9 protein-coding genes are annotated in these 15,861 nt (G+C 49.9%); 7 read left to right on the forward strand and 2 right to left on the reverse strand.

Features of this window, described 5'->3' with window-relative positions; translation table 11 throughout:
• The first annotated feature begins 19 nt into the window (after nucleotides 1-19).
• Nucleotides 20-1,096, forward strand: a complete 1,077-nt coding sequence (gene aroC, locus B5F91_RS03545; protein WP_087427732.1) for a chorismate synthase — start codon at nucleotides 20-22, stop codon at nucleotides 1,094-1,096.
• Nucleotides 1,097-1,342: 246 nt separating this feature from the next.
• Nucleotides 1,343-2,701: a dipeptidase gene (locus tag B5F91_RS03550; RefSeq protein WP_087427733.1), complete on the forward strand. Its 1,359-nt coding sequence runs from the start codon at nucleotides 1,343-1,345 to the stop codon at nucleotides 2,699-2,701.
• 350 nt (nucleotides 2,702-3,051) lie between these two features.
• Here the strand turns inward: B5F91_RS03550 and B5F91_RS03555 are convergent, their stop codons facing one another.
• Nucleotides 3,052-4,635 (reverse strand): DUF6377 domain-containing protein, encoded by a 1,584-nt coding sequence (locus B5F91_RS03555; RefSeq protein ID WP_087427734.1) that lies wholly within the window; start codon nucleotides 4,633-4,635, stop codon nucleotides 3,052-3,054.
• 415 nt (nucleotides 4,636-5,050) lie between these two features.
• On the opposite strand from B5F91_RS03555, the gene B5F91_RS03560 reads away from it, so the two are divergent.
• The 5 genes from B5F91_RS03560 to B5F91_RS03580 all read left to right on the forward strand — a co-directional run bounded on the left by B5F91_RS03560 (nucleotide 5,051) and on the right by B5F91_RS03580 (nucleotide 15,426).
• Nucleotides 5,051-6,835: a glycoside hydrolase family 13 protein gene (locus B5F91_RS03560; RefSeq protein ID WP_239416227.1), complete on the forward strand. Its 1,785-nt coding sequence runs from the start codon at nucleotides 5,051-5,053 to the stop codon at nucleotides 6,833-6,835.
• A gap of 281 nt (nucleotides 6,836-7,116) precedes the next feature.
• Nucleotides 7,117-9,300: a glycoside hydrolase family 97 protein gene (locus tag B5F91_RS03565; RefSeq protein ID WP_087427736.1), complete on the forward strand. Its 2,184-nt coding sequence runs from the start codon at nucleotides 7,117-7,119 to the stop codon at nucleotides 9,298-9,300.
• 259 nt (nucleotides 9,301-9,559) lie between these two features.
• Nucleotides 9,560-12,565, forward strand: coding sequence for a TonB-dependent receptor (locus tag B5F91_RS03570; protein WP_087427802.1), 3,006 nt, complete (start codon nucleotides 9,560-9,562; stop codon nucleotides 12,563-12,565).
• Nucleotides 12,566-12,586: 21 nt separating this feature from the next.
• A complete protein-coding gene (gene susD, locus B5F91_RS03575) occupies nucleotides 12,587-14,254 on the forward strand; it encodes a starch-binding outer membrane lipoprotein SusD (RefSeq protein WP_087427737.1) in 1,668 nt (555 codons plus the stop codon).
• A 20-nt stretch (nucleotides 14,255-14,274) separates the two neighbouring features.
• Entirely contained in the window at nucleotides 14,275-15,426 is a 1,152-nt protein-coding gene (locus B5F91_RS03580) for a SusF/SusE family outer membrane protein (RefSeq protein WP_087427738.1), read from the forward strand.
• A 123-nt stretch (nucleotides 15,427-15,549) separates the two neighbouring features.
• Here the strand turns inward: B5F91_RS03580 and B5F91_RS03585 are convergent, their stop codons facing one another.
• On the reverse strand, nucleotides 15,550-15,780 hold the full coding sequence (locus tag B5F91_RS03585) for a hypothetical protein (protein ID WP_087427739.1): 231 nt from the start codon (nucleotides 15,778-15,780) through the stop codon (nucleotides 15,550-15,552).
• Between the last annotated feature and the right edge of the window lie 81 nt (nucleotides 15,781-15,861).

Below are 15,861 nucleotides of genomic sequence, written 5' to 3' on the forward strand. Positions count from 1 at the left end.
GTAAAAACGACATATACGTATGAACAACACTTTTGGAAATATATTTACGCTGACCAGCTTCGGCGAATCGCACGGAAAAGCGATTGGAGGCGTGATTGACGGATTTCCTGCCGGCATCCGCATCGATGAGGAATTCGTAAGACAAGAACTTGCACGCCGCCGTCCGGGGCAGTCTGCCCTGACTACGGGACGTCAGGAAGCCGATGCCGTAGAGTTCCTTTCGGGCATCTACAAGGGAGTGTCTACGGGATGCCCCATTGGGTTCGTGGTATGGAACACCAACCAGCATTCGGCTGATTACGACAACATGAAAGACGTGTTCCGTCCCTCGCATGCCGATTTCACCTACACACAGAAATACGGCATACGCGACCATCGGGGCGGAGGACGCTCGTCGGCACGCGAAACCATTTCACGTGTCGTAGCGGGTGCATTAGCCAAACTGGCACTGAAAGAAATAGGCGTGCAGATAACGGCATTCACTTCGCAAGTGGGACCCTTGGCTTTGGATAAAGACTATGCACAATACGACTTCGGGTGCATTGAAAAGAATCCCGTGCGTTGCCCCGACCCTGAACTGGCACGGCAAATGGAAGAGCTTATCCTGCGTGTAAAGGGCGAAGGCGATACCATCGGAGGCGTAGTGAGCTGCGTCATCCGAGGATGCCCCATTGGATTGGGACAACCCGTATTCGGGAAACTTCATGCCGCATTGGGGAACGCCATGCTGAGCATCAACGCCGCCAAAGGGTTCGAATACGGGCAAGGATTCGGAAGCATGGATCTGAAGGGAAGCCAGCAAAACGATTTGTTCTATAACGAAGGCGGACGCATCGCCTTGCGCACCAACCGTTCGGGAGGCATCCAAGGAGGAATCAGCAACGGCGAAGACATCTATTTCCGTGTAGCTTTCAAACCCGTAGCGACCGTCCTCATGGAACAGCCCACGGTAGACAAGGCGGGAAACGAAACCGTCCTGAAAGCCCGCGGACGCCACGACCCCTGCGTATTGCCCCGTGCCGTGCCCATCGTAGAAGCCATGGCGGCAATGACCCTACTCGACTATTATTTACTGGATAAAGCCAGCAGAATGTAATTTTTTAATAAACACAGAGACGCAAAGACGCAGAGAATATCGTTAAGAGGAAGCAAAGTTCACTATGAATGTCCGCATTTCACCCAATTAATTGTAGGGGCGTATCGTATACGCCCGAATGCACACACCTTATCTACGCGGATGTTTTCAGGGCGTATGCGATACGCCCCTACATTGGCTTTTTGCGGACATTCATTAAAAAACTTTGCGCTTTTGCGTCTCTGCGTTCTATAAACACACAACTGTATGGAAATCAAACAATACATTGAAGAAAACGAGGCACGGTTCCTCGACGAACTCGCCAGCCTGATACGCATTCCCAGTATCAGCGCTTTGCCTGAACACAAAGAAGACATGCTTGCCTGCGCCGAACGCTGGCGCCAACTGCTCCTCGAAGCGGGAGCCGACGAAGCGGTGATTATGCCCTCGGCGGGCAATCCGTTAGTGTATGCCGAAAAACGAATCAGCCCCGAAGCGCCTACCGTACTCATTTATGCCCATTACGACGTGATGCCCGCCGAGCCGTTGGAACTTTGGAAAAGCCAGCCTTTCGAGCCGGAGATACGCGACGGACGTATTTGGGCACGCGGAGCGGACGATGACAAAGGACAGGCCATGATACAGGTGAAAGCGTTCGAATACATGGTGCGCGAAGGCTTGCTCCGCCACAACGTGAAGTTCATTTTCGAAGGCGAAGAAGAAATCGGCTCGCCCAGCCTGAACGCTTTCCTCAAGGAACACCGCGAACTTTTGCGCGCGGACGTCATTCTCGTGTCGGACACCAGTATGCTCGGTCCCGACCTGCCTTCGCTCACCACCGGGCTGCGCGGCTTGGCGTATTGGGAAATCGAAGTGACGGGTCCCAACCGCGACCTCCATTCTGGACACTTCGGCGGAGCGGTGGCAAATCCCGTCAACGTGTTGTGCGACCTGTTAGCGAAGGTGACCGATGCCGACGGGCGCATCATCGTGCCGCATTTCTATGACGATGTAGAACCTGTGCCCGAAGCCGAACGCCGCATGATAGCTAACATCCCCTTCGACGAGGAAGCCTACAAGCAAGCCATCGGGGTCAAGGCATTGAAGGGCGAAAAGGGATATTCCACCTTAGAGCGGAACAGTTGCCGCCCCTCGTTCGACATCTGCGGCATCTGGGGAGGCTATACCGGCGAAGGCTCGAAGACGGTGCTGCCCTCGAAAGCGTATGCCAAGGTGTCGTGCCGCCTGGTGCCGCATCAGGACCACGAGACGATTTCGCGCTTGTTCATCGACTATATCCAAAGCATCGCTCCCGAATACGTTCAGGTCAAGGTAACTCCGATGCACGGCGGCGAAGGCTACGTCTGCCCCATCACCCACCCTGCCTATCAGGCGGCGGAACAGGGATTCGCCAAAGCGTTCGGCAAGCAGCCGTTGGCGGTACGCCGAGGAGGAAGCATCCCTATCATCAGCGATTTCGAGCGGATTCTCGGCATCAAGACCATCCTGATGGGCTTCGGGCTGGAGAGCGATGCCATCCACTCGCCTAACGAAAACTTCCGCCTCGACATCTTCCGCAAGGGCATCGAAGCTGTTACAGAATTTCATAGGGCATTGAATCTATAGAGTCTGAAAATTTTCAAGTCAGAAGCAAAGGTAGGGAACATTTCCCGGATAGCCAAGCTTCTGACGCCTGCCCCTGTAAAAATCTGTTAACAGAATCGGACTTTTTCGCTAAGACAACGATTAAATCATTAAGTATCAAGATATTATTGCAATCAATAATATATAAAAACTGATTTTAGGAAAAGTCAACAAGCGTGACAGTTGTGACAGATGACAGTTCGTTTTTTTGAGAAATGACAAGAGAGAGAAAAGTGACAAATATATTTATATATATATTTTAATATTCACATTCTTTTTCATTCTGATTAATCCATTTTTGTAACTGTCATCTGTCACAACTGTCACGCTTGTCATAGCTTCATCACGTCTTGCTCGAACATTTCCTTATTGATTTTCACCTTATTACGGATGCGGCTGCGGTAATTGTAGACCGTAGCGAGCGAATAACCGAGGAAGTGGGCGATGCGCGCGGTGTCGGTCACGCCGAGACGGATTAAGGCGAAAATGCGCAATTCCGTATTTAAAAGTTCGCCCTTTTTGGGGTAAATCTTCCCGTCGTCCGCCAACAATGCGTTGAAATCTTCAATGAAATTGGGGAAAAGTTCGAGGAAAGACTTGTCGAATTCCATGTAGAATTCCTTCCTCTCGTCGCGCAAGAACTGGTCGGAACGGATGGCTTTGAACAAATCGTCGATGCGCGAAGCCATCGCCAACTTCTCTAACGAGCGGCGGTATTGCTCCAACTTGTCGAGATAGCTCACGCAACGGTCCAAGTAATTGGCGATATACACCTCTTTTATCCTGCCGGTCTGCGCTAACTTTTCGTTCACCTTCTTCAGCTCTTCGTTAGCGTCTGAAAGCCCCACCCGCATGAGAGACAATCTTTTGTTCCACGAGTACAGGCGCAACGCCACGATGACGAGCAGCACCGCTATCACCGCTAACGTAAGGAAAAGGATGTTCAGGATGCGCCGCTCGGCAGCTACACGCTCGGAATAGGCTTCGTTGACGATGGGGAAGATTTCGGTCACTTCGAGGAAACGCAAGCGGGCATTGCATGCCACGGCATCTTCCATCGAGCAACGCAAATACCGGTACGCGCGTTCGATGTCGCCCTGCTCATAAAGTATCCATGCCAGCCGCTGGAGGGAAGCATACTCGCGCGTGGACATGGAAAGGTCGATAATGGCGGTCTGCGCCAAATAATAAATCTGCATGTCGACATCGCCTTTCGCCTCATAGACCGACGCAAGCGTATAATTGACGTATGCCTTCTCCTGTATGCTCATCGGCTGGGACAGGGCTTTATTCAGCACCGGAATAGCCGCGTCGAATTGCGAGTCGAGAATCATCTTTTCCGCCAGTGAAATGCTTCGCGCTGTCCCTTCGGGCACCAGCATCAGCACCGAGTCGCGGTAGCAGGCGGTCTTGCGGAGGTATTTTTCTTTTTCCGACGGAATAATGGTATAACCCGCCATCCAACCGTAATACGTACGCATGGCATAGTAATATTTCAACATCACGTCGGGAGTGACCGAATTGCGGTCTATCTGCTCCACATGGCGCAAAACTTCGTTATACGCTCCCATGACGCCCATCGCATCGGCACGGTGGATAATCACGTCCGCTTCGGATTGCTTTGCCGCACGGATGTATTTCTGCATCTCGTCGACATAATGCAAGGCTGAATCCGCCTGATAATGCAAGTATTGATTGAAAAGCTCATCACAAAGGGTGTACTTCAACGCATCGTCGTGCTCATTAGCAAGGCGTTGCTTCAGCTGGGCTATCGTCCTTTCCCGCTCCGCGCTGTATTCTTTTTTCTTCGCGATTACCCCGTCCAGTTCTTTCAGAATCCGCTCGTTTGAGCTTTGCCCCATGCAAGCCAAGGCAAAAAAGTGTGCTAACACCCAAAATATAACATTCTTCTTCATATCATTTGATTTATATTTTTCACTATTAAATTTAAGGCAATTGTTTTATTATCAAGCATTTATCATTATATCACATTTATATTCCGCTTCCAAATATACAAAACATTTTCCTATTTTCCTATATTTGTTCAAAGAAAATGCAACTATCTTCATCGAGCGATGCAAGTATATACACCGGACAATGCAGACGGTTGCATAATCAATAGATTACCTGTAGGGGCGGGGTTCGCCCGCCCGTATGCATCCACGTGGATGTTTTCAGGGCAGGCAAACCCTGCCCCTACAAATTATTAGTGAAATAAAAAGCATGGGAAACATTATTCATTAATATAAAACAATTAGTATCATGAAAAAATTATGGCTTACTTTGCTCGCCGCCTTTGCTTTTTTAGGATTCTGCAAAGCGGCTCCGGCTATGGAAATCAACCGGATTGCCCCCAACTTCTGGTGGGCGGGCATGAAGAACCCTGAACTTCAAATCATGCTTCACGGCGAAGACATCGCCTCCTCGGCGGTATCCGTTACGGGAAAGAACGTCATCCTGAAAGAAACCGTGCGGCAGGACAGCCCCAACTACCTCTTCCTCTACCTTGACCTGACGGACGCTCCCGCCCAAACGTTCGACATCACCTTGAGCCAAGGGAAGAAGAAAACCACTATCCCCTACGAACTGAAGCAACGCACACGCAAGGGAAGCGACATACAGGGCTTCACTTCGGAAGACGTGCTCTACCTGATTATGCCCGACCGCTTCGCCAACGGCAATCCGGAGAATGACGTCGTGGAAGGAATGTTAGAGAACAAGGTAGACCGCAACGACTCGTTCGGACGCCACGGGGGCGACCTGAAAGGAATAGCCGACCACCTGGACTACATCGCCGACTTAGGCGTGACCGCCATCTGGCTCAACCCTACGCAAGAAAACGACATGCCGGGCGGCTCGTACCACGGCTATGCCATTACCGATTATTATCAGATAGACCGCCGCTTCGGGAGCAACGAAGAATTTAAGGACTTGGTGGACCAAGCGCACGGCAAAGGGCTGAAAGTGGTGATGGACATGATATTCAACCATTGCGGAAGCGAGAACTACCTGTTCCGCGACAAGCCCTCGAAAGACTGGTTCAACTTCCGCTCGGAATACGTTCAGACCTCGTTCAAGACCGCCAGCGTGATGGACATACACGCCAGCGAATATGAGAAGAAAATCGCCACCGACGGATGGTTTACCGAAGTGATGCCCGACCTGAACCAACGCAACCGCCACGTGGCACGCTACCTCATCCAAACCAGCATCTGGTGGATAGAATACGCCGGCATCAACGGCATCCGCCAAGACACTCACCCGTATGCCGACTTCGACTTCATGAGCCAATGGTGTAAGGAAGTGACGGACGAATATCCTTATTTCAATATCGTGGGCGAAACTTGGCTGAACAGCAACGTGCTGATATCTTACTGGCAAAAAGACAGCAAATTGGCTTTCCCGAAGAACTCATATCTGCCTACCGTGATGGACTTCCCCTTGCAAGCCCTGATGAACCAAGCCTTCGACGAGGAAACCAACGATTGGGCTGGAGGCTTGTATAAACTCTATGATTATCAGACCCAAGACTTGGTGTACGCCAACCCGATGAACCTGCTGACTTTCTTCGACAATCACGATACAGCCCGCTTCACCACCGATGACGAAAAGGCGAAAAACATCAACCGCTACAAACAAGCCCTTACCTTCCTGCTCACCACCCGCGGCATTCCGCAAATCTATTACGGGACTGAAATCCTGATGACGGGCGATAAGGCGAAAGGCGACGGAGACTTGCGCAAAGACTTCCCCGGAGGATGGGCAGGCGACGCTACAAGCAGCTTTGTCCCCGAAGGACGCACCGGACTGGCGAAAGAAGCGTTCGACTTTACCCGCAAGCTCCTGAACTGGCGCAAGGGCAACGCCGTAATAGGCAAAGGCTCGTTGAAACATTTCTCTATCCAAAACGGAACATACGTATACGAACGCAAGCATAACGGCAAATCGGCGGTTGTAATCATGAACGGAACCGACAAAGCCCAAACGCTGAACCTTGCCCCGTACCGCGAAGTGCTGCCCCGTGCGGAAGCAAAAGATTTCTTGAGCGGACGCACCGTAGCTTTGGGTGAGACTCTGGAATTGCAACCGAGAGAAATCCTCTTGTTAGAGTTCTAAAAAATGAATATCCGCAAATATCCAATGTAGGGGCGTATCGTATACGCCCGAAAGCATCCACATAATGCATTCAGGGCGTATGCGATACGCCCCTACAGTTTAAATTCTACTTCTATTTTTACACATACTGAGAATACTGAAAACACTAACAAACAAGCACTTACACTTTATACACCTTTATATTTTCCGTCATACGAGAAGAAAAGATTTGAAAGACACATAATTTTGCTTTCGGAAAATTGAAACAAAAATTTCATTAACTTTTAATACCTAATAAACGTATGAACATCAAGAAAAGTTTTGCCCTCGTGGCTATGTGCGGCTTCGCCCTTTGCGCAAACGCACAGAAGCTGACCTCACCAGACGGGAATCTGGTGATGAACTTCAGCCTCAACGAACAAGGTGCTCCCGTGTACGACCTTACCTTTAAAGACAAGGCGGTCATCAAGCCCAGCACCCTCGGACTGGAACTGAAACGCGAAGACCCCGAAAAGAAAACCGATTTCGAATGGACGGAAATGAAAGACAAGGCGGGCGTGGACAAGCGCGCGAACCTGATGAACGGATTCAAGATTAAGGACACGCGCACTTCTACCTTCGACGAGACTTGGCGTCCGATATGGGGCGAAGAAAGCGAAATCCGCAACCACTATAATGAATTGGAAGTCACCCTCGACCAACCGATGAACAACCGGAGCATCGTTATCCGTTTCCGCCTTTTCAACGACGGTTTGGGATTCCGTTATGAATTCCCGCAACAACAAAACCTGAACTATTTCGTCATAAAAGAAGAGCATTCGCAATTCGCCATGGCGGGCGACCACACCGCTTACTGGATTCCGGGCGATTACGATACGCAGGAGTATGACTATACGACATCACGCCTCTCGGAAATCCGCGCTAAGATGAAAGAAGCCGTTACCGAGAACTCTTCGCAATACGTCTTCTCGCCCACCGGCGTACAGACCGCGCTGATGATGAAAACCGATGACGGGCTTTATATCAACCTGCATGAAGCCGCATTGGTGGACTATGCGTGCATGAGCCTGAACTTAGACGACAAGAACATGGTGTTCGAATCGTGGCTCACTCCCGACGCAAAGGGCGACAAAGGATATATGCAGACTCCGTGCCATTCGCCTTGGCGTACTATCATCGTGAGCGATGACGCGCGCAATATCCTCGCCTCGCGCATCACCCTCAACCTGAACGAACCGTGCAAGATAGCCGACCCCTCGTGGATTCACCCAGTGAAATACGTAGGCGTATGGTGGGACATGATTACCGGACGCGGAAGCTGGGCATACACCAACGATGTGTATAGCGTGAAATTAGGAGAAACCGACTATTCGCAAACCAAGCCCAACGGCATCCACTCCGCCAATACCGAAAACGTAAAACGCTACATCGACTTTGCCGCTAAGCATGGATTCGATGCCGTATTGGTGGAAGGCTGGAACCAAGGCTGGGAAGACTGGTTCGGCAAGAGCAAGGATTACGTGTTCGACTTCGTGACTCCTTATCCCGACTTCGACGTACAAGAACTTCACCGCTATGCCGCAAGCAAAGGCGTAGAAATGATGATGCACCACGAAACTTCCTCCTCGGTACGCAACTACGAACGCCACATGGACAAAGCCTACCAATTCATGGTAGATAACGGATATAGCTCGGTGAAGAGCGGATACGTGGGCGACATCATCCCGCGCGGAGAACACCACTACGGACAATGGATGGTGAACCATTACCTCTATGCCGTGACCAAAGCCGCCGATTATAAGATTATGGTCAACGCTCACGAAGCGGTACGTCCCACCGGCTTATGCCGCACGTACCCGAACCTTATCGGAAACGAATCTGCCCGCGGAACGGAATACGAATCGTTCGGAGGAAACAACGTGAACCATACCACCATCCTTCCGTTCACCCGCCTCTTGGGAGGCCCGATGGACTACACGCCGGGCATCTTCGAACTGGATTGCAGCAAGATGAACCCCACGAACACCTCACACGTGCGTTCTACCCTCGTCCGCCAGCTCGCCCTGTACGTCACCATGTACAGCCCGCTCCAAATGGCGGCGGATATCCCCGAAAACTACGAACGCTTCATGGATGCCTTCCAGTTCATCAAGGATGTGCCCGTAGACTGGCAAAAGAGCGTTTACTTGGAAGCCGAACCGGGAGAATATGTGACCATCGCACGCAAGGACAAGCATTCGAACGACTGGTACGTAGGATGCTCGGCAGGATATAACGGACACGAGTCGAAACTTACCCTCGACTTCCTCGACCCCGACAAGAAGTATGAAGCCACGATTTATGCCGACGCAAAAGGTACCGCATGGAACAACAACCCGCAGGCATACACCATCACCAAGAAGAAAGTGACCGCCAAGAGCAAGCTGAACTTGAAAGCTGGCATCGGCGGAGGCTACGCGATATCAATAAAGGAAATAAAAGATTGATTTTTTCAGGATTAGTTGGATGAACATTTAAAACGCAGAGGCGCAAAAGCGCAAAGCATTTATTTTAGAGAAGGCAAAAGGCCGCAAAACCAGATAACTTCTCTTGCGCGCTTTGCCCTCTCAAAATAGAACTCCGCGTTTTCGCGTCTCTGCGTTTAATTTAAGGAAACACACAGAGTTCTTCAATAGGTAAACACACATATATAATAATGAAGAGAACTATTTTTTATTATTCATACTTAAACTAATAAACATGAAAATGAAAGAACTGAAAAGACGAAACAAGCTCCTGCTGCTATGGTTAGCGGGAATGCTGTTCTCCGTGCAAGCCTTTGCGCAAAGCATTACGGTCAACGGAGTTGTGAAAGACAATTTAGGTGAACCGGTCATCGGCGCCAGCGTGTTGATAAAAGGCACCACCACCGGTACGATTACCGACTTCGACGGTAATTTCACCCTGCAAGCAAACCAAGGAGACATTATCGCCATCTCCTTCATCGGATACAAAACTCAGGAACTCCCTGCGGCGGCTAACATGAATGTCATCTTAAAAGATGATAGCGAATTATTGGAAGAAGTAGTGGTCATCGGTTACGGACAAGTAAAGAAAGACGATGCTACGGGTTCGGTTACAGCTATCAAGCCCGATGAACTGAGTAAAGGTATCACCACCAACGCGCAAGACATGTTGACCGGTAAAGTTGCCGGTGTGAGCGTCATCTCGAATGACGGTACTCCGGGCGGTGGCGCCACCATCCGCATCCGTGGAGGGTCTTCGTTGAACGCCAGCAACGACCCGTTGATTGTCATCGATGGACTTGCATTGGACAATAGCGGTATCAAAGGTATGTCGAACGGGCTTTCAATGGTCAACCCGAACGATATCGAAACTTTCACCGTATTGAAAGACGCGTCTGCTACGGCTATCTACGGTTCGCGCGCGTCAAACGGTGTCATCATCATCACCACCAAGAAAGGTAAAGAAGGTCAGGCTCCACGCATAAGCTATAGCGGTTCGGTATCGGTAGCTACCACCCAAAAACGTTACGATGTGTTGAACGGAGACGAGTTCCGCGAATATGCGCACCAATTATGGGGCGATGCCCTGCCCGCCGAATTGGGTGATGCCAACACCGACTGGCAAGACCAAGTGTTCCGTACAGCCGTAAGCACCGAACACAATGTATCTATCAACGGCGGATTCAAGAACCTCCCCTACCGTATTTCTTTGGGCTTCAACAAGAACAACGGTATCGTGAAGACATCCGATTTCCAACGCTTCACCGCATCGGTCAACTTGGCTCCTTCGTTCTTCGATGACCACTTGAAAGTGAATGTGAACGCTAAATACATGAACGGGAAGAACCGCTATGCGGAAGGTATCGGCGGAGCTATGGCTATGGACCCGACCCGTCCCGTATATAGCGATGACCCGATGTACGCCACGGTAGGAGGATATTACCAGAACGTACAAGCAACCTCCGGTTTCTCTGACCCCAACTGGAACTATACAACCAACAAGAACACTCCGGGAAACCCCTTGGCTGCATTGGAACAAAAAGACGATACGGCTAATAGCAATGACTTTGTAGGAAACGTGGAAGTAGACTATAAATTCCATTTCTTGCCCGACCTGCGCTTGCATGCCAGCATCGGAGGTGAATATGCCGAAGGTACTCAGACTACAATTTGGTCACCCTATTCATACGCATACAACTACTACGGAAGAGACCAGCTTTCTACCGAGTACAAGTATAACCTCTCTTACAATGTCTATGCGCAATACATCAAGGAGGTGGGAAACCATAGCATTGATGTCATGGCGGGTGGTGAGGAACAACATTTCCACCGCAACGGATATACCGAAGCTCAAGGTTGGGATAGCTATGCCGGAGTGGCACAAGACGTACAAGAACGTGGTCAGACCGCTTACGCAACCCGCAACACCTTGGTATCTTATTTCGGACGTTTGAACTATTCGTACAAGAACCGCTATTTGCTCACCTTTACCATGCGTTTCGATGGGTCTTCACGCTTTGCCGACGGAAACCGTTGGGGCAAGTTCCCTTCGTTGGCATTGGGATGGAAGCTGAAAGAAGAAAACTTCCTGAAAGACGTTAACTTCCTTTCTGACCTGAAACTCCGCTTGGGTTGGGGTATCACCGGCCAGCAAGACGTAACCGCCGACTTTGCTTACATGCCGTTGTATATCGTGAGCGATGACTATGCGCAATATCCTTTCGATAACGATTATTACCATTCTTCCCGTCCGAACGCGTTCAACACGAACCTGAAATGGGAACAGACCACTACGTACAATGCCGGCTTGGACTTCGGATTCCTGAACGGACGTATCGTAGGTAACATCGACGGATATTACCGCAAGACCGATGACTTGCTGAATAGTGTCAAGATTCCGGTAGGGACCAACTTCAATGCACAAATGCTTCAGAACATCGGTTCGTTGAAGAACTACGGTATGGAATTCTCTATCAACGCGAAACCCATCGTTACGAAAGACTTTATGTGGGACGTAACCTATAACTTCACATGGAACCACAATGAAATCACGAAATTGACCGGCGGAGACGCCTCTAATTATTACGTAGAGACAGGAAACAAAATCTCACCGGGAAACAACACAAAAGTCCAAGTGAACAAAGTGGGCTATCCGGCAAACTCATTCTACGTATACCAACAAGTGTATGATGAAAACGGAAAACCGATTGAAAACATGTTCGTTGACCGGAACGGTGACGGTATCATCAATGCAGCCGATAAGTACATCTACAAAAAGCCGGCGGCAGACTTCCTGATGGGCTTCACTTCGAAGATGACCTACAAGAACTGGGACTTCAGCTTCGCGCTCCGTGCCAGCCTGAACAACTACGTGTACTATGACTTCTTGGCAGGTAAAGCCAAGACCGGCCAGTCGGGTATCTTCTCGAATACCGCATATAGCAACACCACGAAAGAAGCGATTGCTTTAGGATTCACCGGACAAGGCGATTACTACATGAGCGACTATTTCGTACGCAATGCTTCGTTCCTCCGTTGCGATAACATTACGTTAGGCTACTCGTTCCAGGAATTGTTCAAGAGCCAAGCTTATCAGGGCATCGGCGGACGTATCTACGCTACTTGCCAAAACCCGTTCATCATCTCTAAGTATGACGGACTCGACCCGGAAGTACAAAGCGGTATCGACGGAAGCCCCTACCCGCGTGCGGTAACGTTTTTATTGGGATTAACTTTGCAATTCTAAACCTTGAAAACATTAATTGACATGAAAGCAAACTATTTTAAACCTATATTATCGGCGGCATTAGTCGTTGCCGCTATATTAGGGAACGTGTCATGTATCAACGATCTTGACATCAGTTCCATCGACCCCCAAAGCTCTTCCAGCTTTGACCAAGCCGGAGCATTCGTAAAACAATACGCCATGTTAGGACTGACCGGACAAAAAGGCTTGGCTGGCTCTCCTGACCTCGACGGGCAAGACGAAGGCGAATCGGGCTTCTACCGTACCGTATTCAATTGCAACGAACTCTCTACCGACGAGTGCATCTGGGTATGGCAAGACAATGTGGACATCCCTCAGTTCACCGGACTTTCTTGGAACTCGTCCAGCCAACGTACCGAATGGGTATATGTCCGCTTGGGATATGACATCACCCAATTCAATTTCTTCCTCGACCAGACGGAAGGATTGACCGATGCCGAATCGCTCCGCCAACGTGCCGAAGTGCGTTTCTTGCGCGCCTTGCACTATTGGTACTTCATCGACCTCTTCGGCAAAGCTCCGTTCAAGGAACATTTCAGCAATGACCTGCCGGTAGAGAAAGGCGGAAAAGAATTGTATGATTACATCCAAACCGAACTGGCGGAAGCCGAAGCCGATATGTACGAACCGGGAGAAGCTCCCTTCGGACGTGCCGACAAAGCCGCAAACTGGTTGCTCCGTGCCCGCTTATATCTGAACGCCGAAGTTTATACAGGTACGGCTGATTATCAGAATGCCAAGACGTATGCCGATAAGGTCATCAATTCGGGCGCATACCAATTGTGCAATGATTACCGCCTGATGTTTATGGCAGATAATGACGAAAACGAGGAAGCCATGAAGGAAATCATCCTCCCGATTCGCCAGGACGGTATGAAGACCCGCAACTATGGAGGTTCTACCTACTTGGTCTGCGGAGCACGTACCGGAGGTATGCCCTACATGGGAACCACCAACGGATGGTCTTGTATCGTTGCCCGCAACGCATTGGTATATAAATTCTTCCCGAACAAAGACGTTCCGATGATTCCGGAAGACGTAGAAGTTCCGGCACAAGCAGACCTGCCCAATGATGCCGCTATCGATGCATGGGACGCACAATACGGCGTGCGTACCGTAGATATCGTTGAAGCCGCAGGAGACGACCGTGCCATGTTCTACTCAGGAGCCGGAGGAGGAAAGCGTACCATGGACCCAAGTGCCATCAATAGCTTCCAGAGCGGACTCTCTATCGTGAAATGGCAGAACATCCGTTCCGATGGAAGATCAACCAGCCACACCGAATATCCCGATACCGATATTCCTTTGTTCCGCTTGGCAGAAGCCTATCTGACACGTGCCGAAGCAAATTTCCGCTTGAACGATACCAATGCGGCCCTGCAAGACATCCTGACCTTAAGAAGCCACCGCGGATGCACTACCCAACCTCAGGCAAACGAGATTGACGAAATGTATATCTTGGATGAATGGGCACGCGAATTCTACTTGGAAGGACGCCGCCGTTCAGACTTGGTACGCTTCGATTGCTTTACCACCGACAAATACTTATGGGATTGGAAAGGCGGCGTGAAGGAAGGAAAATCGGTAAGCGATATCTATAACGTGTTCCCGATTCCTGAAACCGACATCAACAACAATCCGAACATGAGCCAAAACGAAGGATATTAATGACTAAAACAAGGATAACCATGAAAAAAATAACGAATATATTATGCATAGCAGGAATGGGGATGATGCTCTTCTCTGCCTGCGAAACGGATAGAGACGATAATCCGACCTATCACGACGCGTCAACATTCACGCTGAACGAACCCGAAAACCGGGTGTACGACTTGGGAGCCAACGATACCATACGGCTCACTTTGACCCAGCCCGACTACGGATATACAGCCGCTACCACCTACACGGTACAGGTCAGCCTTGCATCAGACTTTGCCGAGGATAGTTACGCCACCCTCAACACTACCTATAGCTCGACTTCCATCGCACTCCGTCCCGACGAAGTGAACGAAGCGTTGGTAGCCCAATATCAGGAGCAACATCCCGGCGAAGAGACCATAGGCAAGACCATCTCCGCCTACATACGCCTCACGGCACAAATCACCAACAGCACGTTAGGGGCTTCCACTTCAAACGTAGTCGCTCTGGACCAAGTGAAATTAGGCGAAGTCATACAGACCCTTGAGCCTCCTACCGAAATGTACCTCATCGGCTCGACCATTGGTGCCGGAGGATGGAGCACATGGTTGCCTATGACCATAGTCAACGGCATGCCGGGCGAGTTCTGGTCAATGGTATGGTTCGATGCCGGAGCGGTATTCAAGTTCGGCACCATGGTGAACGAATACATCGGATATACCGATAGCCGCCTGACCATAGACGATAAAGCTAAAGCCGGCGTATCCGAAGCGCCAAGCGACGGAAACATCATGGTAAGCAAAGCCGGATGGTACATCCTCTACGTCAAAGCCGAAGTGAAAGGCAGCGATTATGCGTTCACCATGACCTTCTACGAACCGAATGTCTACGTATTCGGAGCTACGGCAAGCGGCTCATGGGCTTATACAGACGATTGGAAATTCACCGTGCCCGACACCAAAGAAGGCAACTTCGAATCGCCCGTCCTTGGAGCTACCGGAGAAATCCGCATGTGCATCCAAGCCAATACCGACTGGTGGCGTCTGGAATTCACATTGAAAGACGGAGAAACCATCTTCTACCGTGAAAACGCAAACGTAGGCAACGGATGGGGAGACATCGGTCCCGAATACGTAGTAAGCGGAGAAGCCGGACAAAAGATATACCTGAACTTCGCCAACGGAACCGGAGAAGTGAAATAATACATACTACTCATAGGTAATAGTTAAACCAATCTCTCAAGACAAAGCCCCCGGCTGCACATTTGCGGTCCGGGGGCTTGTTTTTTTAAGATTTCAGGAATTCCTCTTCAAAGCAACGGTATTTCATGGTTCAGGCTCATTCAATAAATCATCTACGCTTTTATACTCATAAACATCGCCATTACGAACATCATCCAAAAACTGTTCGCATACCGACCGTTTCCTGATATGCCATCCCATACGGTCTATTAATGTTTTGAGAAAGCCTAAATCTGCTTTGGGCAACTGCACAAGCACCGTTTCCATCAAATTATCCGGTTCAAAAGCTGGAGTATGTACCATTTTCTCTTTCATATCATTACTAATTTTATCTCAACTAATGTTTCCCTCTGTACACTCAGCTATCTCTAAAAAATAAAAACTTTGCGCTTTTGC

The organism is Bacteroides sp. An322 (genome assembly GCF_002161765.1).
Classification (GTDB): domain Bacteria; phylum Bacteroidota; class Bacteroidia; order Bacteroidales; family Bacteroidaceae; genus Phocaeicola; species Phocaeicola merdavium.

What these genes read in the sequence shown, in the direction of transcription:
- aroC (WP_087427732.1), top strand. Translation starts at nt 20, where the DNA reads ATGAACAACACTTTTGGAAATATATTTACGCTGACCAGCTTCGGCGAA.
- B5F91_RS03550 (WP_087427733.1), top strand. Translation starts at nt 1,343, where the DNA reads ATGGAAATCAAACAATACATTGAAGAAAACGAGGCACGGTTCCTCGAC.
- B5F91_RS03555 (WP_087427734.1), bottom strand. Translation starts at nt 4,635, where the DNA reads ATGAAGAAGAATGTTATATTTTGGGTGTTAGCACACTTTTTTGCCTTG.
- B5F91_RS03560 (WP_239416227.1), top strand. Translation starts at nt 5,051, where the DNA reads ATGGAAATCAACCGGATTGCCCCCAACTTCTGGTGGGCGGGCATGAAG.
- B5F91_RS03565 (WP_087427736.1), top strand. Translation starts at nt 7,117, where the DNA reads ATGAACATCAAGAAAAGTTTTGCCCTCGTGGCTATGTGCGGCTTCGCC.
- B5F91_RS03570 (WP_087427802.1), top strand. Translation starts at nt 9,560, where the DNA reads ATGAAAGAACTGAAAAGACGAAACAAGCTCCTGCTGCTATGGTTAGCG.
- susD (WP_087427737.1), top strand. Translation starts at nt 12,587, where the DNA reads ATGAAAGCAAACTATTTTAAACCTATATTATCGGCGGCATTAGTCGTT.
- B5F91_RS03580 (WP_087427738.1), top strand. Translation starts at nt 14,275, where the DNA reads ATGAAAAAAATAACGAATATATTATGCATAGCAGGAATGGGGATGATG.
- B5F91_RS03585 (WP_087427739.1), bottom strand. Translation starts at nt 15,780, where the DNA reads ATGAAAGAGAAAATGGTACATACTCCAGCTTTTGAACCGGATAATTTG.